Here is a 25,516-nt window from a genome sequence, read left to right on the forward strand (position 1 = left end):
AACGTAAGTCCATAATATGTTAATATATTGTGTATAGCATGGCATTTTAAGCCATCCTTTTTTAGAGAGACTATTCATTCCGATAAAGATGTGTTTGTGTAGCGGTGAGGATTGAATGTTTCAACGTCTGTGAATGAAAAAATGATGAATTTGTTTTTTGAAAAAACAGGGGCAACGAATGTCGCAGAATTTAGTGTTTCTGAAATAGCGGGTGCTTTAAAACGTGTTGTTGAAGAAAAGTTTGGTTATGTGCGGGTGCGGGGTGAGATATCAGGTTATCGTGGTGCTCATGCTTCAGGTCATGCTTACTTTGCTTTAAAAGATGATAAGGCGCGGTTGGAAGCTGTTATTTGGCGCGGGTTCATGGAAAAGCTTAAATTTCCCCCTGAAGAAGGGATGGAAGTGATAGCGGTTGGAAAACTGACGACGTATCCTGGGTCATCAAAATATCAAATTGTCATTGAAGCTCTTGAGCCAACAGGTGTTGGCGCTTTGATGACACTTCTAGAAAATCGCAAGAAAAAGTTTGCTGAGGAAGGCTTATTTGACGAAGCAAAGAAGAAGCCTTTGCCTTATATGCCGCGAATTATAGGTGTTGTGACATCGCCAACAGGTGCTGTTATTCGTGATATCATTCATCGTATTTCGGATCGTTTTCCATTGCATATCTTGGTTTGGCCTGTACGGGTTCAGGGAGAAACCTGTGGTCGTGAAGTGGCTGCTGCTATTGAAGGTTTTAATGCATTGCCTTTAGAAGGGCTTATTCCAAAACCTGATCTCCTTATTGTTGCACGGGGAGGGGGAAGTTTAGAAGATTTGTGGGGATTTAATGACGAGGCGGTTGTTCGTGCTGTTTATCAATCTTCCCTCCCGGTTATTTCCGCTGTTGGCCATGAAACGGATTGGACTTTGATTGATTATGTCGCTGATTGGCGCGCTCCAACTCCCACAGCAGCAGCAGAGAAGGCGGTGCCCGTCAAGATTGATCTCGAAGTATATGTGGTCTCGCTTGGCGCACGTTTGCGCATGGGACTTACGCGTTATTTTGATTTTCATCAACAAAAATTACGGGCTCTTGTCCGCGCGCTTCCTAGTGTCGATCAACTTTTTGCTCTACCACGGCGTGGTTTTGATGAAATTTCAAGCCGATTACAGCGTGCTCTTTGTGTAAGCTGTGACAAAAAACGTTTTTATTTTCATACGCTTGCTGTTCGTCTTACTCCGCGTTTACTGAATACTGAGAAAGCACAATACAATACAAAGGAATATACTGCACGTCTTCATCGTGCTTTTGTGCATACTGTGGAAAAACAACGTGCTCAGCTAGAGGTTGCTTTTAGGCTTTTAAAAAGCACTTCTTACCAGAGTATTTTAGAGCGTGGCTTTGTTTTGGCTTTGGGGCAGGACAATAAACCCATTAAACGATTGGTGCAGGTTCCTGAATCTGGACAAATAAATTTACGCTTTTTTGATGGTGAGATCAGTGTTGTAACACAGGAGTCTGCTTTCCATCGCTCTTCAAAAGCTAAACGTATCAAGTCAAAACAAGATGATCAAGGAATGCTTTTTTGATAGGGCAGATGTGCTGCTTGCTGAAGGACTTCTCATCGGCACAGATGGGAAAGTGCGTTGTTCATGGGCTGGTACAGATCCACTTTATTGTGCTTATCATGATCATGAGTGGGGAAAACCTGTTTTTGAAGATCGCCGTTTGTTTGAAAAAATTTGTCTTGAAGGTTTTCAAGCAGGACTTTCTTGGTTCACAATTTTGAAAAAAATCCCTTCTTTTCGTGATGCATTTGATCACTTTGATTTTGAAAAAATTGCTCGTTATGATGAAATAAAAGTGCAAATCTTGATGCAGAATAAAGGTATTGTTCGTCATCAAGGGAAAATTCGATCGGTGCTTAATAATGCAGTGAGAGCACAAGAAATTGTGACAGAATGGGGGAGTTTATCTCACTACTTTTGGTCTTTTCAACCACCTCAATCAGAGCGTTATGAAAAGGTAGATTTTCAAACATTTTTGGCTAATCCTATAACACCTGCTTCTCTTCGTCTTTCTAAAGATTTGAAAAAACGTGGCTGGACATTCGTTGGTCCTACAATTTGTTATGCTTTTATGCAGTCTGTGGGGATTGTTAATGATCATCTTGAGGGATGTTTTTGTCGATAAAGGCGTAAAGCCAACTTTCTTCGAGGAGATGTTGTTCAAGAGGACAATAAAAGAATGGGAACGGTTTTTTGATTGTTTAATAGACTTATTACTATTGGATCATAAATTCTGTGCACAGTGGATGATATCGGATTTTATCAGAGTCAGCAATGTAGTTGCAAAAAAAGTGTGGCTGCAGAAAAAATAAAAAAATTCATGAAATAATTTTTTAAGAATAGTATCTAATTTTTTATTTCTAAAAGCATTATTGGTATATTTTATAATATAATTTTTAATTTTTATTTTTTATATATCATTATAATATTATGTCATTATAATATTTAAATATTATTTACTTTATTTATTAGTTTTTTAATAAAAATTAGTTATCACTTTATTATTTTCTTTTTTCAATTTTATGAAATATTTTTATTTAATTTTTTACTGAATGTATAATCATTTTTCTATAGTTTTTCTTCCTAAATTCTTCTTTCTGTAATACAGAATAAAACAGTGCTCTGAAAAACCGATTTTAAATCACTCAGGCTGCTTGTGTTAAGCTTTATTATCTGATAGCGTTCTTTTCCTGTAAGGAGTTTTACTCTATGTGAGTTCCAATTTTTTGGAGAAGTTTAAGATCAGATCGGTTTGTATCCACTCTTTGGTTCGTTTCTAAAATTTTCCGTTGTAAGCGATGTTGAGGGGATTTGGGCTTTTGTAGTGGATGGGCAGCAAGAGTGAATATCGAAATTGAGAGGGATTTAGAGTGAGTCATGTCTTTTGAGGGCGGGTATATGGTGGTTTTTTTATTGATGAAAAGGTATGTTTTATTCTATATTTTTTCGTGGGTTATGATTTTCTCAGGAAAATGAAGCTTAGAAAAGCCGATATTTCTCATTGCCGTTTTATTTTTATCGATTTGTTTTGTATTATAAATAAAAAAGAAATGTTTCTTTTTAAGAAAGGCTTTCAGAAGATTAAACAGCTTTTTACGACGGTAGAGTTCTAGAAAGGGTGTTTGCTTTTTTTTGCTGTCTGTTCAGTTCAGTCTATATGGTAAGGGTGAGTGTGCACTTTAAGACTGAGTGTATAAAGGGGGGAGTTGTTGTTAAGGTTTTTACATTATTTATTTTTGATATAGTTTAAGGAAATGATAAATCTACAAATTTTTATGCGATAGCTTTCCGTCTGACTTACAAGTTGAATAGTCGGTTTGAGGGTGACATGGATTCTAATATAGAGGGGAAAAAGATATGTTATGCGGATGTGAGAGTGGTTGCTTGAAGTATGTGGCAACTTTTTAAAATTTAATTGCAACGTGAACTCATGAATTAAACGTAAGTGCTCCTGTACTAGGTGTCAAGGCGCGTTTCTTCAGTTTTTATTGTTATAAATTCACCATATTATTTCAAAATAATTAATTCTTTACAATAGATTTAAAAGGAAAAGTTTATGAACCTGAAAAAAGAAATATTAAAGAGCAGCAGTTCTTTTGTTTCTGCTCTTGTTGTTCTTGGGGTGCTTATGCAACAAGCGCCAGCAAAAACACCTGCCAATACCCTTGTGATGGCTTGGAATATTGATGCAATCGATACGTTTGATCCTGCTAAAGTCAATGATGTTTATGCTAATGAAGTTGTCCTCAATGTTTGTGATACCTTGGTTAGTGCTGCCACAGATGATCCAGCGAAAATGGTTCCTTCTTTGGCAACGCATTGGGATGTTTCAGGTGGTGATCAAAGAACAGTAATTACTTTTCATTTGCGCGATGGTTTGAAGTTTAATGATGGTCGGCCTGCTAGCGCCCATGATCTTGTTTGGAGCATGAAACGGATTGTTAAGTTGAAGATGGCTAGGGCGACGATATTTAATGAATATGGTATTACAGAACAAAATATTGATGATGCTCTTCAAGCACCGGATGAGAAAACGGTGGTGATGAAATTCGATAAGCCTTATCCTGTAGAGCTTATTCTTAACAATATTGTTGCGAGTCATTCTACCGCTCTGCTTGATCGTAAAACAATTATGAAGCATGAAAAAAATGGTGATATGGGAAACCAGTATTTGGCTAGTCACGCCGCTTGTGTTGGTCCGTATCAGTTAAAGAGTTGGCGTCCTGGAGAAGCTATTTTGTTACATGCAAGTTCTCATTATTGGGGAAAAGCGCCTAAATTGAAGCAGATTTTAATTCGTCATGTTGCGGAACCAGGAACACAACGTTTATTGTTGCAAAAGCATGATATTGATGTTGCACGTAATTTGACTCCTGAAGATCTCGCAGATCTGCAAGCAAAAGCAGATGTTAAGGTGGAAAGGGTATTGGAGCCCTCCATGATGTATTGGGGCTTCAATATGACTAATCCAGTTTTTGCCAATGAAAAAGTGCGTTTGGCAATGCGTTATCTTGTTGACTATGAGGAACTTGGCAAGACTATTCTCAAAGGTATTGGTATTCCACGTGCAAGCTTTATTCCTCTCGGGAATCTTGGTGCTTTGGATGAAAAAGAAGGACAGCCTTTTAAACTTGATCTTCAAAAAGCCAAACAGCTTTTAACGGAGGCCGGTTATCCAAATGGTTTTGAAGTGAATTTTTTGGTAGGAAGCGCCCCTTATGCTTTATCCATTGCTCAGTCTCTTCAAGATAATGCAGAAAAAGTGGGTGTACATCTTAAAATTGAGCGTTTGGCAGGGACGCAGTTGTTTTCAAAACTTTATGCACGTGCTTTTGATACGATTTTGGTCGGGTGGAATAATGACTCTGCTGATCCCCATAGTATGGCTTCACGTCTTATTTACAACCCTGATAATCGGTTGGAGGCTAAAAATACTGCCTATCCCAGTTGGCAGCATGGGTATTTTGATGCAAAAATGAATCAAAAAGTGGAAGATGCCTTGTTTGAGAAAGATTCACAAAAACGAGCACAAATCTATGCAGATTTACAGCGGGAACTTATGCAAAAAGGACCTTATGCTTTTATCTTTCAGAAATATAGTGTGGTCGCTCTGACACCTGATATCAAAAAATGGGTTTGGAATAGCTCACCGCGTATTTTTTATAGTCAAATAGAGAAATAAAGACCTCTTAAGTGCTGTAAAATATAAAGGATAAGTATAATAAGCATGATGTGAATGATGACAATATTCTCCTGCATGAGAATGGTTTTAACGCCATTTAGCGTATAAAACTGTGAGGCATTTGTTATCAAAGATTGTTTAAAGTGCAAGTTGATAGGAGGGGTGGTCAATATTTGGCAGTATGAAGATAATATTTTGAAGATGTTGATTGATTGTGATACAGGTGTAACCCTCTCAATTATAGGTTTATGTTTGAGAGTCTGTTCTAATAGAAGTTAGACAGGAGAGTTAGCAGTTGTGCTATCTATGCTGTTTAGAGATGAAATTGATACATCAGAAATATTTTTAGGTGTGCACAAGGCAAAATAAAATGCAAAAGACAAAAATGAAAAACAACGAGGAAAGAAAATGAGAAAGAAAGGAATGTTGAAGAATTTTTGTGTTTTATTAGGAGCAATTGGCTGTTTGAATACCTCCATACCAATAGCAATCAGTGCGTCATCTAAAGATACATTAGTGATGGCTTGGAATATTGATTCAATTAGCAGTTTTGATCCTGCCCAATCGGTTGAGGTTGTAACAAGTGAATTGTTGACGAATATTTGTAGTGCCTTGGTACAATACGATCGGGATGATCCTACAAAAGTTCGTCCTGCTATGGCGCAGTCGTGGGATGTTTTTGATGGCGGAACAAGAATTGTTTTTCATCTTCGTGATGATTTAAAGTTTAATGATGGAAGAAAGGCGACGGCGCAAGATCTCGCTTGGTCAATGCAGCGGATTGTGAAGTTGGGGTTGAGCTATGCCCAGTTTTTGACAAACTATGGATTCACTAAAGACAATGTCGAAACAAGTATCCAGGCTCTTGACGATAAAACTTTACAACTAAAATTGGATAAGCCTTATCCTATTCAACTTGTCTTGACTGTAATTGGACAGTCCTATGCCTCTGCTTTGCTTGATCGCCAAACACTTGAAGCAAAGAGTGTCGATGGTGATATGGGCAATAAATATTTAGCAACCCATTCGGCTTGTGTCGGTCCTTATAAATTGGAGCGTTGGATTCCAGGAGAGAAAGTTGTCTTACAGGCCACCCAACATTATTGGGGAGATGACGTCCCCAAAATTAAACAGATTGTCGTGCAACATGTCGCTGAATCAGCAAGCCAGAGATTGCTTTTGGAAAAAGGTGATGTCGATATAGCGCGTGATCTTTCTTCAGAGGATGTCTTAGATATTGAAAAAAAAGGTGGGACTGTCAAAATTAGTCGTGTTTTGCGACCGCAGTCTATTTATCTATCGTTGAACAACAAAAACGCAATTTTTGCTAACGAGAAAATCAGGTTAGCGCTTCGTTATTTGGTTGATTACGAGAGCCTTGGAAAAACTGTTTTAAAGGCTATTGCAATTCCACGTGCAAGTTATATGCCATTAGGAATTCCTGGGGCTTTGGATGAAAAAGAAGGATTGCCGTTTAAGTTGGATTTAGAAAAAGCAAAGCAGTTAATCAGTGAAGCCGGTTATCCTCATGGTTTTAAGGCTAATCTTTTAGTTGGTAGTCTTACATATATGTCATCTGTTGCGCAGTCTATCCAAGAAAATGCACGCAAAATTGGTATTGAGTTTACAATTGAAAAAATGGCACAAGCCCAATTGTTAAGCCGCGTGCGTGGTGGAAATTATGATACGGCTATTATGGGGTGGGGGAGTGCTGATCCTGATGGACATCCCGCTTCATTGAATCACGTTTTTAATCCTGATCCAACATTTACAAAAAAGCATAGTATGTATTTAGCATGGCGTGCTGGTTATTATGATGAAAATGTCAATAAAATGGTGATGGATACATTGTTTGAGCAAGATCAAAATAAGCGTATTACACAGTATCGTGCTTTACAGCATTATGTGCTTGAGCATGGTCCGATGGTTTATTTATTTCAGACCTATTATACCGTTGGTATGGGGCCAGCAGTAAAAAAATGGGTTTGGAATAGTTTTAGGCTTTATTACAATGATGCAGAAAAATAGGCGCAATCCCATAAGTGAAGATTGTGCGGGGCGCTTGATTATAATTTTTTAACTGTGTGGCACAAGGGGGGGGGATGCCACACTAATATTTTTATAGGTGTATGGGGATCTTATCGAGATGACTTTATCATTTCCAGAAGCAAGTGGGGAAATAACACCACGGCAGAAAAATCTGCATGTATGGGCATTCTTTTTCAAAGCATTTAAGCTGTTGGTTTCAGTCTTTATTACGTTGCTTGGTTTGGTGACTATTACATTTTTTATTGGTCATCTTCTTCCTTTAGATCCCGTTCTTGCTATTCTTGGTGATAATATTAGTCAGGAGGCTTATGATGCAATGTTTTATAAGTTGGGTCTTGATAAGCCATTGATTGTCCAATATTGGAATTATCTTCATAATATAGCTTTGTTTGATTTTGGCGATGCTTTAACTTCAGGGCGTCCTGTCTTAACAGATATTATGCGTGTATTTCCTGCAACCTTAGAGCTTGCAACAGTTGCTATTGTAATTGGCACGAGTTTTGGTATTCCTTTTGGTGTCTTTGCCGCGATGTATCGCGATTCCTTTATTGATTATTTTGTTCGTGTTTTTACACTCCTTAGTTATTCAACGCCAACTTTTTGGCTTGGATTGATGGCTTTATTGGTCTTTTATGCTAAGCTTGGTTGGATTGGCGGACCAGGACGTCTTGATTTTCTTTACGAATATTCTTTTGAACAGAGAACAGGCTTTTTCCTTTGGGATACTGCAAGACAGGGACAGTGGGAGGCTTTTGGTAATGTTTTTAGCCATATTATTATGCCCGCTTTAATCTTAGCTTTTGGTGCTATGGCCTATATTAGTCGTATGACTCGTGGGTTTATGATTGAACAACTTAATCAGGAATATATTATTACTGCACGTGTGAAAGGATTATCTTGGATGCGAACGGTTTGGTTCCATGCTTTTCGCAATGCTGCTGTTCAGATTGTGACTGTTGTCGCGCTTTCTTATGCTTTTTTATTAGAAGGTGCCGTCTTAACAGAGACAGTTTTTGCTTGGCCTGGTTTTGGACGTTATTTGACCAATGCTCTTTTGGCAGGAGATATGAATGCAGTTGTCGGATGCACACTGCTGGTAGGGGCGCTCTTTGTTGCCATTAATTTATTTTCTGATTTGCTTTATCGCATCTTTGATCCAAGGACACGCTAAATATGACTATAATGAATCATCATAAATCACAATCTTCCTTTTCTATAAGTCGTTGGTTACATGAAGCTGTTCCACGGTCAATAGTTCAAGCAAATGTACAAAAAATTTATCATTCAGTGATTAAATTTTTTCATAATTTTTCGGCTGTCTTTGGTCTGATTATTATTTTTATTATTGTCTTATGTGCAGTTTTTGCTCCTTGGATTGCTACCCATGATTTTGTGAGCAATGACCTTGCTCATCGATTGCAGCCACCATCTATGTTGCATTATTTCGGAACAGATGAATTGGGGCGTGACATTTTTAGTCGTCTTGTTTTTGGTGCCCGTATTACTCTTTATATTGTTTTTCTGACTACAGTTATTGTGGGGCCGATAGGGCTGATTGTTGGAACTCTCTCTGGTTATATAGGCGGGTGGGTTGATACTGTTCTTATGCGCATGGTTGATGTTTTTCTCGCTTTTCCGGCTTTGATTTTAGCTCTTGCTTTTGCAGCAGCATTGGGACCAGGCATTGAAAATGCATCCATTGCCATTTCCATTGCAGCTTGGCCACCAATAGCTCGTTTAGCGCGTGCTGAGACCTTGACTATACGTTCCTCCGATTATGTCTCTGCAATTCGCTTACAAGGTGCATCTGCTTGGCGCATTATTTTGTTTCATATTGCACCGATGTGTATTCCTTCTGTAGTGGTACGGCTAACATTGGATATGTCTGGAATTATTTTAACGGCTGCTGGTCTTGGTTTTTTAGGCTTAGGGGCTCAACTCCCAAGTCCTGAGTGGGGCGCAATGCTTTCAACGGGGCGTGAGTTTATGATGACAAGTTGGTGGTTGGCGGCGATGCCTGGTTGTGCAATATTGCTTGCAAGTCTTGCATTCAACCTTTTGGGTGATGGCCTTCGTGATGTATTGGATCCACGCAATGGATAAAAAATTATTAGAAATAGAAGATTTACGTATTTCTTTTCCTACAACGCGTGGCGTTTTAGAAGCTGTCCGCGGTGTTAGCTTTTCCGTGGGGAAAGAAAAAATCGGAATTGTTGGGGAATCTGGGTCTGGAAAATCAATGACTGGACGTGCGATACTCAAACTGAGCCCAAGAGCAGCAATCGTCAAGGCTAAAAAAATGCTCTTTGATGATGTCGATTTATTGAGTGCAAGTGAATCGCGGATGCAGGCTATTCGTGGTAAGCGTATTTCGATGATTTTACAGGATCCCAAATATTCGCTTAATCCATTAATACGCATTGGTGATCAGATCATGGAGGCATATCGTATTCATCACCGTGTTTCAAAAGTTGAGGCGCGGGAAAAGACAATTTCTATGTTGGAATCTGTTCATATTCGTGATCCTGAACATGTGATGCGGCTCTTTCCTCATGAAATATCAGGTGGGATGGGGCAGCGTGTGATGATTGCTATGATGCTCATTCCTGAACCTGATCTCATTATCGCTGATGAACCAACCTCTGCCCTTGATGTTACGGTGAGATGTCAGGTTTTGTCAGTGTTAGATGAACTTGTCACAAAGTCTGGAACAGGACTTATTTTTATTAGCCATGATTTGAATATGATTGCGCATTTTTGTGATCGTGTTTTGGTGATGTATGCTGGCCGAGTATTAGAGGAATTGCCTGCGCGTGATTTGTCTCGCGCTTGTCATCCTTATACGAGGGCTCTGCTAGCGAGTTTACCGCGGCTTAATAATCCTGTTGATGTTTTAGCTGTTCCTGAACGCGATCCTAATTGGTTGCATAATCCTACGATTGTTAATGGTGTTGAAGGAGTTGCTCCGTGACCAATTGTGACAATATACTCGATATTTCTAATTTATCTGTAACCTTTGGGCATAGGCACAAGGCAGTAACGGTTGTAAAAAATGTTAATTTTCATATTAAGCGTGGTGAAGCTTACGGTTTGATTGGTGAATCCGGATGTGGAAAATCAACCATTTTGAATACATTGGTTGGGCTTATACCAGACTATAGTGGGCGTTTTATTTTTGATGGAGAAGAGGTAGCCAAAAAAAGAGATAAGGGTTTTCTACGCCGTATTCAAATGGTTTTTCAAGATCCTTACGCTTCGCTTCATCCAAGAAAAATGGTCCATACTGTTCTTTCTGAATCTCTTAAAATCCATGGTATGGATAATCAGAAAGAGCGGGTGCGTGAAGTTTTAAATTCTGTTGGTTTGAATTCTTCATTTCTTTATCGTTATCCGCATGAGTTATCTGGAGGACAACGTCAGCGTATTGCTCTTGCACGCGCTTTGATTATTGAGCCAGAGGTTTTGCTGCTTGATGAGCCAACATCTGCATTGGATGTTTCGGTACAAGCTGAAATTTTAAACTTATTGAAATCGTTGCGGAAGGAAAAAAAACTCACTTATTTGATGGTATCTCACGATCTTGCTGTTGTTGCACACATCTGTGAGCGTGTTGGAATTATGCATAAAGGGATTATTCTTGAAGAGCTGAGCAATGATGATTTGCGTAATTTACATGCGCAAAATGATTACACAAAGATGTTTTTTGAAGCCAGTATTGAACCTATTGCTCATAGAGAGGAAAGAGTGTGATAGGTTTTATAGAAAAGAGGTGGATTGCTGTTTAAGATTTCTATTTCTGAATGTAGGATTTAGTTTTTTATGCTTAGGGTTCTTGATTATTTAGAGCGATTTATCGCTATAAGTTTTCTGAGGAGCGTTTTTTCTGTAATTATTTTTATCCTAATTTGCGTAAAACCCTAATTTGCATAAAACATTGTGAGCCATAAATATGGCGTATAAGATGCATTCTTTTCTGGTATTGTTTGTCATGTTTCTTTGCGATTATGAATTTATTTGTTTTTATTAGAATTTCAAATTTCGGGCTTATAAGAAAGAACAATAGTCCTTAGAATAATGTTTCTGTATTTCATTGGAAAAAACTGATTTTTTTTATGACATCTGTTTTGTTTTTATTGTTTTAGCGCTGTTACATTTTGAAATTTTATTGATTTATGCCGTAAAATACTGTCGTTTAGGACAGTGATATATGGTTTGTAAGGCTTTACACCTTAAGTATTGTTAGATAGTGCGGTGGGTATTTAGAGAATGGCTTGCCTGTAGAGCTTATGATCAGTGAACCATACAAATGGTCAGTAGTAGAAACCCGCTAGACAAGAAGCTGAATTGTTATAGGCACTTTTAGGAATCTTTGTCCTTTGAGGCGTGAGGAGGAGGGCAAAAACGAATATTGAGCGTGATTGTTTGCAAAATAAAAGGATTTTTGTAAGAATCTTTAATTGCAAATGCTCATTATTCAAAATTCAAATCTTTTGGTTGTTTTCTATTACTCAAAAAGACAAAATTTCTTTTCATAAAGAAAGACAGATTTTAATATATAAAAGGCAACATACTATGTTGCCTTTTGTTAAAATAAGCAAACTATAATGCGCTTATTTATAATTTTGTCTTAAAATTGATAGCGTATTCCACCTGAAAAGCTTGCTCCAGATATACCGGTTTTTTGTAGCTTTTGTTGATAGCTGACATCGCCATGAAGCAAGATGTTTGAAGACAATTGTGCATTAATACCAAGACCGCCTTCAAGGAAAGAGCTCATAGGATCAAGTTGATAATCTTTATCAATATGGATTGCCTGATCTTTGCCCAAAGTTTTAACTGCATTTACTTTTCCATAGAAGGAAAAAGAACGCCCATTTTCAGCGGTGGTAACGGTTTTAGTTAAACGCCCACCAACACGGATCATCCATTGATGAGGATTGTTCATATCAACTTTAAAGCCGTCGGCATCTACAAGAGTGTCAAACATCAAATGTTGATAGGCAAGTTGTGCTTGCGGTTCGAATGTTACCTCTTCCATACCGGTTGCAAATTGTTTGCCAATGGTGGTGGAGATGCTCCACATCTTGGCGTTTTTTAATGTTGCGGTTTTGCCAATGATGGCATTGTTGATATCTCCTTTTAGGATTCCATAGGATAACAGCGTATCAAGGTAGAAACCATTATCATACTGTATGCTGCCATAGGCTGTGAGGGACCACTTATCCAACGTGTTGTTACTTACATCTTGTATATCCTTTGGAGTGAAGGACAGTTGTCCATAGGTTCCGACAAGGCCGAAATGTGTGCTGGTATTTTGCCCTTCTAGCGCTGCGAAGTTAATACCTCCTTGGACACCTCATAGCGAAGATCAGCGCCACTATAACCATATTGATAAGAAGCACTTTCAGAGGAGAATTTTTCTGTATTGCCATAGGTGTATAAGAAGAAGCCGTTCTTTTCTCCTGCTCTTTTTCCACGACAGATATTCTTCTATTGGCTAACAACGCATTCTGTTTAGCCATATCGGTTAATCCTGTATAGAAGAGGGCATTTGGCATAACAAAATAGCTTGGGACTTGTGGGAGGACTGCTTTCACTCTTAAATTGGGATCCAAAAATGCGTTTTGTAAACGAAAATCCCAAAAATTATTGCCACTGCCTAACAAGTTTTGGTTAGCATTCGCTTGGCCATAGTTTGCTTCACTCCCATAGGCTGTAAGGACATATTTATAAGGCAAACCTTTTATTGCAATATAGCCATTTTCTAGTTTGAAAGAGTTTTCATTCGCTTTTCCAGAAACTTGAATAAGTGAAATGCCGCGTGTATTTAAAGGATCAGAATCGTCTGCTTGTATTCTCTCTTTTTCTAAACGATTTTGAAAATAAATTGTTGTTGTGCCTAATACATTACCGTGAATAAGAAGGCGGTCAGTTTTTTGATCGGCTATTGGCTTACCATCGCTCCATTCGGTATTGAAAGCAATCTGTGCATTTCCTGTAACATTATAGACTGCTTTGGTCTCTGGTTTGCCAGAGCCTATATGCAATGTTTGATAATGATCCTCTGTTGGTGAATCAAAGGTGATGAAGCTGTTATTGAGATTAAGTACAGACACCTCAGAGCGTGCTCTTTGAGCAATATCAAGCAAATTGCCATCATCATCTTTTTCTTGTTTACTGATTTTCAATGTCCATATTGTATTATTTTTTAGATCAAAGTTTGTTCTACCGTTTTCATCATTTCTTACACCGCCTTGTAAGATAGAATGGTCTGCAGTTAAAATAAAAGTTCCGTCAGACTCTGTCTTCTGCATCGCGTTTTTGAATAACGTATCAGCAAGGATTTTTGAGTTTCTGAGATTAACTTTACCAATTGATTGATTTGTATTTATTCCAATACCATTTTTAACAAACAACTTTGTATCCGTTAAATTAATTTCTGAGGTTTTATCGTTTTGAGATGCTTTAAATTTTATGCCGCTGTTCTCTGTTGTTACCGATGTGTTTATCGTATCAATCTGTCCACCATCTTCTAAAATAAAAGTAGACCCGTTTGCAGTGATTGTTCCTCCTGTCATTGTAATTTTGGATTGAGAACCGCTTGCGTATAGCCCATCACCTGGTCCGTCATATTTTATTATATTATCCTTGAATGATGTTATTTTAACATCGTCTTTTTAAATAATAATGCTACCATTTTTTGCCCATATTTTTCCTCCAAAGGAGCCACCCGACACTGTTATTTCAGAATGACCATCTGCTTCTATGCTACTTGATGCTTCTGTAACAGTTACATTTTTCAAAGTGAGTTTACTTTTTTCATAAGTAGTTATTGCGCGCATTAGTATTTTATCAGCTTCAGAATTTGTGATTATGACATTTTCTAGCTTATTTTCATCGCTATCACTACCAGTCAGGCCAATAGCGTTTGCATAAACGTTGATAGAGCCTCCTATCATTTTAAATGTACCGCCGTTTTTTGCCGTAATACCGTATCCATAGAAAGGTTTAGTTCCAATTGGAGGCACCAATCATGGTATCTTCCAATAATTCAATAGAACTGTTGGTTTTTTCAATCATGATAATGCTTGCAAAATATGATTCTCCTTGTGGAGCAGCAGTACTGCCCAGCGTTAAATGCTTGCCAATGATTTTTCCACCGTTTGTTGCCAGAAGTTTATCATAGTTTTTGTTGGATACTTCTTTTTTATTCCCATTAGAAACTTGAAGAATTTCTGCATGTGCATTGAGATGAATTCCGAAAAATACGATTGCTACAGCTGTTGTACGCAATAGAAGGAATTTTTTATACATCATTATTTTTCCTTGCTTAACTTATAACTTTCATTTTCTGTAGCTTTTTACATAATAAATAAATATAAATTATTTTTAATTTTTATATTTATTAAAATGACTTATTTATTATAATATGAAATATTATTAAATTTAAAAATAATTTATTTATATTATTATTGTTTTGAATTGACCTTAATGGTTTTATGCTTATAGAGAAAATAATGAGGAAGTCCCTGAAAAGAAAAGATAACATGCTTTTAAAGAGTATATGAGTTCTTAATATACTATACAATTATATCTGTTTTAATATATCTGTTTTAAAAAAAATTTGGTTACTGCCATTTTAAAAACAGTGAAAGGATAGATTTTAAAAAATACAAAAAATTTAGAAGTTTAAAGAAAATCTTGGTAGCTTTTTTAAAACTTTAAATGAAGGTTGTTATAATCGATACAGGCTAAAAAGGCATAAAATTCCCCAACAATTATGCAGAAAATGGTAGCGGAGGAGGGATTTGAACCCCCGACACAAGGATTATGATTCCTCTGCTCTAACCTACTGAGCTACTCCGCCAAAATAGATAAAGAAAATTGCAACTGATTTCATCTTCTGCGGATATAAGAGGTAGAATAGTCAGATGTCAAGCGTCGTTTTTAAGCTTTTCTCTTGTCATTCTATTTTATCATCGATATGGAGTATAGAGAAGTATAATTTATATGATGAATAGGGTAAGGCATAAAAATGGTGCCACGTGTAGCGGTTTTAGGGTGCGGTCATTGGGGTGGAAATCATATACGAACACTCCAAAGCCTTGGAGCTTTAGCAGCAGTTTCTGATATTGATAGTGATCGTGCTGCAAGTTTTGCAAATCTGTATGGCGTTGATGCTGTGGTGCCTGATGATCTTTTTAATCGTAGAGATATTGATGCGTTGGTCTTAGCTCTGCCTCCACAATTTCATACAGAAAATGTTTTGCGTGCTATAAAAAATGGCAAAGATGTTCTCGTTGAAAAACCAATTGCTTTGGATGTTGTTGATGCTGAACGTCAAGTTCAGGTGGCTAACGAATGCGGGCGGATTCTTATGGTGGGTCATATTTTGCGTTTTCATCCTGCTTTTGAAAAAATATCTGAATTCGTGGAAAAAGGAGAACTAGGGGATGTGCGTTATATTTATTCTCACCGATTAGGCTTTGGAAAATTTCATACACAAAGCGATGCTTTATGGGATCTTGCTCCTCATGATCTCTCAATGATTTTGGCTTTGAGTGGATGTGAGCCCTCTGAAATTCGGGGAGAGGGAGCTGCTGTCATCGATCAGTGTTCTGATTTTGCTCATATTCATATGATTTTTCCAAATGGTATCCGTAGTCATCTTTTTGCTTCACGCCTTAGTCCTTATCGTGAAAGGCGTTTAACGGTTGTTGGGACAAAGGCTATGCTCGTTTTTAATGATATGGAACCGTGGAGCCGTAAAGTGGCATTTCACCTTTTTGCCGTTTGGAAGGAGAATCAAGAATGGGCTTTTAGCACTGATGAGCTAAGCTATATTAATATTTATGAAGACTTACCGCTTACCCGCGAATTAAAGCATTTTCTTCACTGTATTAAAACGCGTCAATCGCCTCGTACAAATGGCGATGATGCTCTTGCTGTTTTACGGATTTTAACTGCTGCTGGTGTCAATTATCAGAGATAAAAGAGATCAGCAGCGCTTTTGTATTCTTGTGATTATCAATGGAGTTACTATGCAATTCATCGACCTTGGGGCGCAGCGTGCGCGCATTGAAGATAAAGTGAATGCTGCAATTGCGCATGTGGTTGCCAGTGGTCAATATATTTTGGGGCCAAAAGTAACAGAATTTGAAAAGAGATTGGCAGATTATCTCGGTGTTCAACATGTGATTGCTTGTGCCAACGGAACGGATGCTTTAAAGATGCCTCTTATGGCTAAAAATATTGGTCCAGGTGATGCTGTTTTTTGTCCTAGCTTCACGTTTTCGGCAACTGCTGAAGTGGTTGCTTTGGTAGGAGCAGAACCTGTTTTTGTTGATGTTTTGCCTGATACATTCAATATCGACGTTGAGAAACTTTGTGAAGCCATTGAGATGATTAAAAAAGAGGGGCGTCTCAAACCAAAGGCGATTATTGCTGTGGATTTGTTCGGGCTTCCTGCTGATTATGCGCAAATTACTCAAGTGGCTGCAAAGGAAAATCTTTTTGTGATTGAAGATGCAGCTCAATCAATAGGCGGAAGAAGTGGTAATATTATGTGCGGGGCTTTTGGTGATGTGGCTGCGACAAGTTTTTACCCTGCAAAACCTTTGGGGTGTTATGGCGATGGAGGCGCTATGATGACCAATGATGATGATTTAGCAGCACTTTTGCGTTCTATCCTGTTTCATGGGAAGGGTGAAACGCAATATGATAACGTGCGTATTGGTTTGAATTCACGTCTCGATACAATTCAAGCTGCTATCTTGCTAGAAAAGTTCGTTATCTTTGAGGAGGAGATGGAAAAGCGTGTGGCAATTGCACAATATTATTCCAATCATTTAAGAGATATTGTCATAGTTCCAGAAGTTGCAGAAGATGCTCGTTGTGCTTATGCACAATACACTCTTAAAGTAGAAAATCGCGACAGATTACAGGACTATTTACAGAAAAATTCTATTCCTACAATGGTTTATTATAAAACGCCATTGCACCAACAGCCAGCTTATCAACACTTTCCTTATGTAGAAGGTTCTCTTTCTGTTTCTGAGTCTTTAGGAAACTGTGTTCTCAGTGTACCGATGCATCCTTATTTGACAAAAAGTGATCAGGATATGATTATCGAAAAAATAAGAGATTTTTATCATTGTTGAGAGAATGCTTTTACTTTTCAGGCTATTTAAGAGCATACTTTGATTGGGGGAAAATCTTTGCAGGTGTTTTAGAAAAAGTGGTAACTTAAAAAACAGAGTTACAAAATTACGCTAATCCCTTTTCTTTCATCAAGAAAGCGCATATGTAGAGCGATTTTGATGTTTCTTTCCTTCAATGCGGTAGTGAATTTTTGTATTGTGAAAAGATGCCGTTAATATGAATATTCACTGATGCAGAAAATTATACTCAGTTGTTTTTAAAAGATAACTCATTTAAGGGATGTGTTGTTTTTACAGGTTATTTTTTTGTGAATACGCGATGCGAGATCGTCTTTGATTTGAGAATTTTGGAGCAATGTATTGATGGGGGAAGATCCATCTTCTTGCAGGGCTATTTGGGCAGCTAATGTTGCGGCTAATTCTTTTGTTTCTTCACGTAGTTCATCTAGGAGTTTATGGTTAGATTTAGCGTCAAGCTTATCGATTTGAATTTCTTGTAAACGTTGCTGATAAGATGCAATTTTTTTACGCATGGTTTTGATCTCCATTATGAAAGTGTTTGTTGTAAAAACACTGTTTTCATTCTTTATTGCGATAGCTTCTTTTTCATGAAAGGAAGAAGAAGTATCCTGTGTGGGGAAATGTCGTTGATAGAGCTGTTCTATTGTGTGACTGAGTTGTATTTTCTGTTGGGCATATTTTTTTTGCAAAGATTGGTATTTTTGTTCGCTGTATGCTAGTTCTACGGCGTGTTTGGCACAGAGGAAATCGTAGTTGGCTTGTATTTCTTTCAAGGATAATGGGATTTGTGCAGAAACAACTTTCTGCGCAAAGTGGAGTGCTCTACGCCAAAGAATGGGGGAAAAAAGTATGAGCAGCCAAGAAGTTGTGGCAACGCCAAGAACAAAAAATAGAAATGATTGGATAAACATAAAATCCCCTTTTTTATTGAAAGTCGATTTAAAATGGATTCCACGTTGGCTTAGGTGTTAATTTTAAATATCCTATATTGATACCAAGACGTGCACCGATTCCTGTACGTACAGGAACTAACAAGACATTATGGCGTTTTAGAACATGAAAACCAACACCTGCTATTAAATAGGCCGAACCTGAGATACCACCATAGCGGCCCCATAAATTATTTACGTTATTAAGATCGTAAACGAGGATCATTAAACGGGAACCTTGGCCGCCAAAGTCCCATCCTACAGAGGGGCCTTGCCAAAAAACTTTATGTTCACCATAGATTTTGGTAAAAAGCTTCCCTTCGCCATAGGTTAATCCAGCAAAAAAGGCGCCAGAAGCCTCTTCCCCTAAAATATAGGCATTGGGATAACCGTATTGTGAAAAGATATTTTCAATTGCTACTGCTATACCGCTAGTGGTTTTTCCAAAAAAAATGTGACCGGAATCGATAATTTCTTGCAGTGAATAATGAGGTGCTTTTTGTTCTATTGGTTGAGCATATAAAGTGTTTATTGTTATGAATAAAAGGAAGATTGCAGATACAATGCTTTTGTACCAGCGTATTATAAGAGAGAGAGCCATAGAATTTTTCCCTTTTATTGGTTACAAACAAAATATGATATTAGCATTTTCATTCTATTCAAATAAAAATAAAATGTAAGGTTGTTTAAATTCTTGAATTTGTTTCTAAAAAAATAACGTGATTGTTAAAATTTCCTCTATGTATGCATTGGATGTTAAGAGTTTTGCTGTAAAAGGGAGCTTGTTTTTAAATTTGGGAGTTCTCAATCATTATGACATTAGCTGTTTCTTTGGAGTCTACCGATTTGGCTGCCTTGCTTTGTAGCCGTATTTGCCATGATTTGATTTCACCTGTTGGGGCTATTCAAAATGCGATGGAGCTCTATGATGAAGGAGGAGCTGAAGAAGATGCTTTGCAATTAGTACGTTGGTCTGTTGCCAGTGCTTCTGCACGTCTCCAATTTGCTCGATTGGCTTTTGGTTTTGCGGGAGCGAGTGGGGGACAAATAGATACACGTTCTGCTGAACAGGTCGCTCAACAATATATGAAAGAAGAAAAAGCAACTTTAAAATGGCAAATTCCTGCTTTGCTTTTACCCAAAAATGAAGTTAAACTTTTGCTTAATTTGTTATTGATTGCAAATGCAACAGTTTCTCGTGGGGGAGAAATCGTTGTTATGATTGGGCAGGAGGAAAATCAACGTTCTTTTCGGTTTGAGATCTGCGGGAAAACTCTCCGTATTCCTTCTCATTTTATTGCGTTATATAAGGGGGAAATTCAAGAAGAACTTATCGATGCACATGTCGTCCAGTTTTATTACACAATGTTACTCGCTCAGATGACAGATATGAAAATAAATATCAATGAGACTGACAGTTGTGTTATTTTGGAAAGTGCGAAGAGACTTTGAACAAGATAGAAGTGCTTGAACGTGTTGGAAAAAGAGAGCTTAGATTGTTTCAGAGAGTGATAAGACTCTATTCGTCAATGGAAAGGGTGAGTATTTTTAAAGTCAGTTCATTGATTTATAAAGATAATTTATCGCTCTTCAACTTTAATGGGAGAACAAAATATCATAAGATTTTCTCATCTCAAGCCCTTTCATCGTGAAGCACTTAAAACTTTTCGCCTGCACATCACAAATGGGATGAGCCTGTAGATAAAAACCTTTCAAGAAAGGATTAAAGATACTTCTCATGAATTGTCTCAATGCGGGGGGCGATGGGGTGTCATTACACTCTTCACGGGCATATTCGTGAAACAGATCTGAGTGCTTTGAGAGATGTCTCTTTAAAAAAGTGCGTAAATTGGTAACTCAAGAGGATTTTTGTTTCACAATGGCTTTTTTGTTTTGTGTGAACAGCATGTCTCCATTAAAACTTTAACTTTTCTCGCTCTATAAGAGAGACAAAAAATCTTTTGTGTGCGAGCCTTTTACTGTAACAGAGAAAAACCTCGGCCCGCTACACTCCGAGATTTTACAATGTGCATTTCACTGCTTAAGCGGTTTTACGTACGTCCTCTTCAACTGGATCACGTAACACATAACCACGTCCCCAAACGGTATCAATGTAGTTTACGCTAGAAGATACTGCTTCCAATTTTTTGCGCAGTTTACAAATAAAGACATCGATAATTTTAAGTTCTGGTTCATCCATTCCACCGTAGAGATGATTGAGAAACATTTCCTTGGTTAGTGTCGTCCCTTTGCGCAGAGAGAGAAGCTCTAGCATCTGATACTCTTTACCAGTTAAATGGACAGGATGTCCAGCAACTTCAACGGTTTTGGCATCAAGGTTGACAATAAGATCTCCTGTAACAATCACCGATTGTGCATGGCCTTTAGAGCGACGGACAACCGCATGAATACGTGCAATGAGCTCATCTTTATGAAAAGGTTTCGTCATATAATCATCTGCACCAAAGCCAAAACCACGAACCTTGTCTTCAATAGCACTCATGCCTGAAAGAATGAGAACAGGGGTTTTTATTTTTGCCAATCTGAGGGTCCGCAAGACATCATAGCCTGACATATCAGGAAGATTGAGATCAAGCAAAATGATATCATAATCATAAAGCTTACCTAAATCGACACCTTCTTCACCTAGATCAGTGATATAGACATTAAAATTTGCTGACTTTAGCATTAACTCAATGCTTTGAGTCATTGCTTTATCATCTTCAATTAATAATACGCGCATTTTAGATCCCTCACTTTGTTCCTCCCGAATCAAGAGGAACATCTCTATTTTCTAACAGCCGGTAAAATCACAGCTGATAAAAAATAATTCATAAAATTAAACACTTAACTAAAAGCGTTTATGAATATTTCAGTAGTACGCGTAACAATCACCACTGAATTCCTCACTATCTATCATAGTGGTTAACAAAATGTTTTTATTTTTAAAAGAAGTTAACAAAATTATTTTTGAAAAATTAGATATGTGTTCACGCAATAAAAAATGGAAGTGTTGTGGGGGATAAAACTTTATAAAAAGCCGGTAGAAGACGATTTTAAATTACTTTTTTACAATTTCAGTATTTATTTACCGAGCTTTAAATTTCTTCATCCTATAATGGAGGCGAACAGTAAAGAAATGGTTATTGCTCTTTAAGGCAGGTTGTGTTCACAGAAGCTTTAAGGATGGCTGGGAATTTAGAGTTTCAAGTTTGAAAATGGATTTTTTCGTCAGCAAGAGTGTAACTAAAAATTATACGTTAAGAGTGCGAATACGAATTTTGAGTTGGCGCAAACAAGGAGTAAGCGAGTATGAAGCCACGGAAAAGTATAGTGCGATTGAAGATGTTTCAAGTGCGTGGGAAACGCCGTGAAATCGCACAGCTTGAGATGATGATCGCAGAATTTGAGCAAATGGTATCAGAGTTGGAAGCACAAATTCTTCATGAAGAGCGTAAATCTGGAAACAGTGATGTTTATCATTTTGCTTATTCTGCTTTGGCTCGTGCAGCGCGGCAAAGGCGTGATAATCTTATCAATTCGATCCGTGATTTGCAGCTTCAAAAAACAAATGCCGAAATCGCTCTCCATGAGGTTACTACAGAATTACAACGTGCACAGCTTTTGGAGGCAAGGGAAAATGGGGGCGTGGCAGACGAGAACAGTGTCGTCATGCACTCTCATTCTATGACTGGATAATCCCGAATCGTTTTGACAGAAAATGGGAGCTTTTACGTAAATACGCTGTTCCTTTTCCAAAAGAAAAACTAACGTTCCAAAGGAAAAACTAACACTTGAAGCTCAACTCTTTGAGATATTTGTTTGCTAAAATAAAAGTAAAAAAATAGCCAAACTCTTATCAAGTTTGGCTATTTTACATTTTAATAGTATTTCGAAGCCAGATTCACGGCGATCAATAGGCGATCAATATCTGTAATGTTGAATTTTGGTCGTCCGTAAACCAGCTAATCCATGTTCATCGATCAAACTTTGCCATGAAAGAAATTCTTCTACGGTTAAAGTATAACGTTGACATGCTTCATCAAGACTTAACAGTCCGCCTCGGACAGCCGCAACAACTTCAGCTTTGCGACGGATTACCCAGCGTCTTGTTGTTTGCGGCGGTAGGTCGGCGACTGTGAGTGGACTACCATCTGGCCCAATAACATATTTCATTTGTGTTTTTATCAAGTTTGTCATCATATTGTCTACTTTTTTCAAAGACTTGATTCGTTTATAAAACATGAAATTTAAAAAAGAGCTAAACGCCTTGAAAGAAAAAATTAATAAAGTAACCTCACACGTGAAAATATGGCTCAAAGTGAAGAGAGGCAAAGAGCTTATTGCGATGTTTTCATTGGATCTTTAAAAAGAGCAAAAAGGATTTTTATTGTGCCTTATTTTGATCACGCTTTTTTTCCTTTTCAACTGTTTTAAAAAAGCTGATGCTCTTGGTTGTGTAAAGGATAAAAAAACAATATAAAACGACAATAAATAGCATAAAAAGTAATGAATGGCGTGATGAGAACGTGGCATAACGATATGCGTGCAGAGAGATGCATAATTAGGTGATGCATATTAAGTAGAGAATGAAGAGATGTTTTTGAACAGTCTTGATTTACCAGGACAACCTGAAAATTCCCGCATTGTTGTAGCAATGTCGGGAGGAGTTGATTCATCGGTTGTTGCAGGTCTTTTAAAAAAGGAAGGCTACGATGTCATCGGGATTACGTTACAGCTTTATGATCATGGTGCAGCAACACATCGGGTAGGGGCATGCTGTGCTGGGCAGGATATTGAAGATGCGCGCCGCGTAGCAGAGACATTGGGCATACCCCATTATGTTCTTGATTATGAAAAGCGATTTCGCGAAGCTGTGATTGATCCTTTTGCGGAGAGTTATGCACATGGAGAGACTCCTGTGCCCTGTATAGCCTGCAACCAGACTGTTAAGTTTGCTGATCTCTTAGCAACTGCGCGTGAATTAGATGCCGATGCTTTGGCAACGGGCCATTATATTCGTTCGCGTCCTCATGGTGCGCATCGAGCGCTCTTTCGTCCTCTCGATCTCGATCGCGATCAGAGTTATTTTCTTTTTGCAACAACACAAGAACAGATTGATTATTTGCGTTTTCCGCTTGGTGATCTTCCCAAAGCACGTGTTCGTGAGCTGGCGGCAGAAATGGGCTTTGTTGTGGCCAATAAGCATGACAGCCAAGATATTTGTTTTGTTCCGCAAGGAAAATATTCTGATATTATTGCAAAGCTGCGTCCAGAGGCTGTCAATCCTGGGGTTATTGTGCATGTCGATGGACAGATTTTAGGAAAACATTCGGGAATTGTTCATTATACTGTTGGGCAACGTCGTGGCATTGGTGTTGCAACCGGTGAAGCGCTTTATGTGGTTTATCTCGATGTAGAAAATGCGCGTGTCATTGTTGGACCACGTGAAATGTTGGAAACACATAAGCTTTTTTTACGTGATGTGAATTGGCTTGGTGATGAACCGTTGGATAATTTCCCCTCCGATGGTGTTGAGGTGGCTGTAAAGGTTCGTTCAACGCGTCCTCCCCATCTTGCTCGTTTGCATTATCAAAAGGGTGTTTTTTCTGTTGATTTTTTAGAGTGCGAAAATAGTGTGGCACCAGGGCAAGCTTGTGTTTTTTATGACGGAAATGCTGATGGAGCACGTGTTCTTGGAGGTGGGTTTGTGACTCATTCAGAACGCGCTGCTGATACTGAAATGATGTTGAAGCGTGTTTTGTGTAATTTGGAAACAGAATCTACTGTGGATTGCGAATTGAAAACAAAGGCTTCTTATATATAAGAATGAGAAATATTATAGAATTATTTTAAAACTGAAAATATTGTTTTCTTTAGCACAGTTTATCAAAATCACTAAAATGGGCCATTGCAATACCTGAGGCTGTGGCAACATTTAGACTGTCGAAGCCGTCAACCATAGGAATCCGTAAAGCTTCTGATTTTTCTAGTATGTGGATTGGCAATCCATACCCTTCTGTTCCCAAAATAAGTGCTATCCTTTTTGTTTTTTTTGCTTGCTTGAGAGTTATCGCGCGGAAGGCGAAAGGGCATAGAGATGAAAATTCTCATCATTGAGAGCTACTATAATGTCATTTATATCAGCGCCTTGTGTATAGGGTACTTTTAGAGCAGCGCCAGCAGATACTCTGATCGATTTTCGGTAAAGCGGATCACATGAGGTTTTGTCAACAATAATGCCATTACTGGCAAAGGCGGCTGCGTTGCGAAAAATAGAGCCCATATTGTCATGATTAGAGATACCGCATAAAACCACAATCAGAGCTTCTTTCGGAAGATTATGTAAAAAATTTTGTAGCGATAGGGGCATTTTGCGTTCACCAATACCGAGTATTCCACGGTGAACATGAAAACCTGCAATATCATCCATAATTTTTTGTGGAACCTGGTAAATGGGACAGGTTGGCTGGGTTGCTTCTAAAAGAGGTATAACTCCTGGAAGGCGTTCTTTCACTATGAGCAAGGACAGAGCAGAAAATACTTTTGAATGCAGCAATGCCGATAAGATGACTTTGCCTTCAGCAATAAATTTATGTTGTCGTCCAACGAGATCTTTTTCACGAATGTTGTGATAGTCTTTTAGGCGGAGGTCATCGGTTTTGTAGATTGTTGTGATATTTAAAGGCATACGGGGTTTTTAACGCTCTTTTTTCTCGATTACCAGAGGTTGAATATTTGTTTTCTTGTGAAGAAAGAGACAAAAATTTTATTATTTTAAACTTATAGTAGAATCTGTGTTGACAAAATACAACCATAGGTATAATATGAAAATACCGAGTGCGGCACAATGTAGTGTTTTCGTATCGGGTGCAGATCGTTGGGTCCCCGCTATTTCCCAAGGTCTGTATGCCCTTAATTCCTAAGGGAAAAGAATCTGGGTCCCCAATGCCCAGATTCTTTTTGGGCAATTCATTTTTCTTTTTTTGTTCCTCTATAGTTTGTAAAAACGTTATTTTAGTAGAGAGAGTGTTTTTTTGAGATACTCTAAGGCGAGGTTTCTGGTGAACGGTTATCGCTTGTTGGGTTGTATGCAATTATATTGATTGGTTTGATGATCATAA

General features: G+C 38.0%; 19 protein-coding genes, 1 tRNA gene and 2 pseudogenes. 13 read left to right on the forward strand and 9 right to left on the reverse strand.

Annotation, left to right across the window (positions count from 1 at the left end; translation table 11 throughout):
• The first annotated feature begins 144 nt into the window (after nucleotides 1-144).
• The 8 genes from xseA (at nucleotide 145) to BN200_RS04740 (ending at nucleotide 11,032) form a co-directional block, all read left to right on the forward strand.
• Complete coding sequence (gene xseA, locus BN200_RS04695) at nucleotides 145-1,572, forward strand: exodeoxyribonuclease VII large subunit (RefSeq protein ID WP_019221367.1); 1,428 nt, start codon at nucleotides 145-147, stop codon at nucleotides 1,570-1,572.
• Entirely contained in the window at nucleotides 1,550-2,176 is a 627-nt protein-coding gene (locus BN200_RS04700) for a DNA-3-methyladenine glycosylase I (protein WP_019221368.1), read from the forward strand. Before xseA ends, BN200_RS04700 begins: the two co-directional genes overlap by 23 nt.
• A 1,431-nt stretch (nucleotides 2,177-3,607) precedes the next feature.
• Nucleotides 3,608-5,233, forward strand: coding sequence for an ABC transporter substrate-binding protein (locus tag BN200_RS04715; protein WP_019221371.1), 1,626 nt, complete (start codon nucleotides 3,608-3,610; stop codon nucleotides 5,231-5,233).
• 408 nt (nucleotides 5,234-5,641) lie between these two features.
• Nucleotides 5,642-7,261 carry an ABC transporter substrate-binding protein gene (locus BN200_RS04720; RefSeq protein ID WP_019221372.1) on the forward strand — a complete coding sequence of 540 codons (1,620 nt, stop codon included), beginning with the start codon at nucleotides 5,642-5,644 and terminating at the stop codon, nucleotides 7,259-7,261.
• 118 nt (nucleotides 7,262-7,379) lie between these two features.
• A complete protein-coding gene (locus tag BN200_RS04725; RefSeq protein WP_034989127.1) occupies nucleotides 7,380-8,453 on the forward strand; it encodes an ABC transporter permease in 1,074 nt (357 codons plus the stop codon).
• A 2-nt stretch (nucleotides 8,454-8,455) separates the two neighbouring features.
• Entirely contained in the window at nucleotides 8,456-9,385 is a 930-nt protein-coding gene (locus BN200_RS04730; RefSeq protein WP_034989041.1) for an ABC transporter permease, read from the forward strand.
• Entirely contained in the window at nucleotides 9,378-10,253 is an 876-nt protein-coding gene (locus BN200_RS04735; protein WP_019221375.1) for an ABC transporter ATP-binding protein, read from the forward strand. The genes BN200_RS04730 and BN200_RS04735 overlap by 8 nt, the downstream gene beginning before the upstream one ends.
• Nucleotides 10,250-11,032 (forward strand): ABC transporter ATP-binding protein, encoded by a 783-nt coding sequence (locus BN200_RS04740; RefSeq protein ID WP_019221376.1) that lies wholly within the window; start codon nucleotides 10,250-10,252, stop codon nucleotides 11,030-11,032. The genes BN200_RS04735 and BN200_RS04740 overlap by 4 nt, the downstream gene beginning before the upstream one ends.
• 877 nt (nucleotides 11,033-11,909) lie before the next feature.
• Here BN200_RS04740 and BN200_RS08755 read toward each other — a convergent pair.
• The 4 genes and pseudogenes from BN200_RS08755 to BN200_RS04750 all read right to left on the reverse strand — a co-directional run.
• Nucleotides 11,910-13,806 (reverse strand): annotated as a pseudogene (locus BN200_RS08755) (autotransporter family protein); the annotation flags it as partial.
• A 153-nt stretch (nucleotides 13,807-13,959) separates the two neighbouring features.
• The gene (locus BN200_RS10095) at nucleotides 13,960-14,310 is read right to left on the reverse strand and encodes a hypothetical protein (protein ID WP_019221379.1); all 351 of its coding nucleotides are present in this window, start codon (nucleotides 14,308-14,310) and stop codon (nucleotides 13,960-13,962) included.
• Nucleotides 14,291-14,599 (reverse strand): hypothetical protein, encoded by a 309-nt coding sequence (locus BN200_RS10100; RefSeq protein ID WP_154645980.1) that lies wholly within the window; start codon nucleotides 14,597-14,599, stop codon nucleotides 14,291-14,293. Before BN200_RS10100 ends, BN200_RS10095 begins: the two co-directional genes overlap by 20 nt.
• 473 nt (nucleotides 14,600-15,072) lie before the next feature.
• Nucleotides 15,073-15,149 (reverse strand) — tRNA-Met (locus BN200_RS04750).
• 168 nt (nucleotides 15,150-15,317) lie between these two features.
• Between BN200_RS04750 and BN200_RS04755 the strand changes: the two genes are divergently transcribed.
• The gene (locus BN200_RS04755; protein WP_019221381.1) at nucleotides 15,318-16,274 is read left to right on the forward strand and encodes a Gfo/Idh/MocA family protein; all 957 of its coding nucleotides are present in this window, start codon (nucleotides 15,318-15,320) and stop codon (nucleotides 16,272-16,274) included.
• Between the two features lie 49 nt (nucleotides 16,275-16,323).
• Nucleotides 16,324-17,442 (forward strand): DegT/DnrJ/EryC1/StrS family aminotransferase, encoded by a 1,119-nt coding sequence (locus BN200_RS04760; protein WP_019221382.1) that lies wholly within the window; start codon nucleotides 16,324-16,326, stop codon nucleotides 17,440-17,442.
• A gap of 269 nt (nucleotides 17,443-17,711) precedes the next feature.
• Here the strand turns inward: BN200_RS04760 and BN200_RS04765 are convergent, their stop codons facing one another.
• Entirely contained in the window at nucleotides 17,712-18,374 is a 663-nt protein-coding gene (locus tag BN200_RS04765; RefSeq protein ID WP_019221383.1) for a hypothetical protein, read from the reverse strand.
• Between the two features lie 28 nt (nucleotides 18,375-18,402).
• Nucleotides 18,403-18,993 (reverse strand): DUF1134 domain-containing protein, encoded by a 591-nt coding sequence (locus tag BN200_RS04770; protein WP_019221384.1) that lies wholly within the window; start codon nucleotides 18,991-18,993, stop codon nucleotides 18,403-18,405.
• Nucleotides 18,994-19,205: 212 nt separating this feature from the next.
• Between BN200_RS04770 and chpT the strand changes: the two genes are divergently transcribed.
• Entirely contained in the window at nucleotides 19,206-19,844 is a 639-nt protein-coding gene (gene chpT / locus BN200_RS04775; RefSeq protein WP_019221385.1) for a histidine phosphotransferase ChpT, read from the forward strand.
• Between the two features lie 589 nt (nucleotides 19,845-20,433).
• Here the strand turns inward: chpT and ctrA are convergent.
• The gene (gene ctrA / locus BN200_RS04780; RefSeq protein WP_034989129.1) at nucleotides 20,434-21,135 is read right to left on the reverse strand and encodes a response regulator transcription factor CtrA; all 702 of its coding nucleotides are present in this window, start codon (nucleotides 21,133-21,135) and stop codon (nucleotides 20,434-20,436) included.
• A gap of 569 nt (nucleotides 21,136-21,704) precedes the next feature.
• Here ctrA and BN200_RS04785 point away from each other — a divergent pair.
• Nucleotides 21,705-22,091, forward strand: a complete 387-nt coding sequence (locus BN200_RS04785) for a hypothetical protein (protein WP_019221388.1) — start codon at nucleotides 21,705-21,707, stop codon at nucleotides 22,089-22,091.
• A gap of 225 nt (nucleotides 22,092-22,316) precedes the next feature.
• Here the strand turns inward: BN200_RS04785 and sciP are convergent, their stop codons facing one another.
• On the reverse strand, nucleotides 22,317-22,592 hold the full coding sequence (gene sciP, locus BN200_RS04790; protein ID WP_034989131.1) for a CtrA inhibitor SciP: 276 nt from the start codon (nucleotides 22,590-22,592) through the stop codon (nucleotides 22,317-22,319).
• 397 nt (nucleotides 22,593-22,989) lie between these two features.
• Between sciP and mnmA the strand changes: the two genes are divergently transcribed.
• Nucleotides 22,990-24,219, forward strand: a complete 1,230-nt coding sequence (mnmA, locus tag BN200_RS04795) for a tRNA 2-thiouridine(34) synthase MnmA (protein ID WP_019221391.1) — start codon at nucleotides 22,990-22,992, stop codon at nucleotides 24,217-24,219.
• A gap of 49 nt (nucleotides 24,220-24,268) precedes the next feature.
• On the opposite strand, the pseudogene BN200_RS04800 reads toward mnmA, so the two are convergent.
• A pseudogene (locus tag BN200_RS04800) lies at nucleotides 24,269-25,083 on the reverse strand (TrmH family RNA methyltransferase).
• Nucleotides 25,084-25,516: the final 433 nt, after the last annotated feature.

This window comes from Bartonella senegalensis OS02 (genome assembly GCF_000312545.1).
Lineage (GTDB): Bacteria > Pseudomonadota > Alphaproteobacteria > Rhizobiales > Rhizobiaceae > Bartonella > Bartonella senegalensis.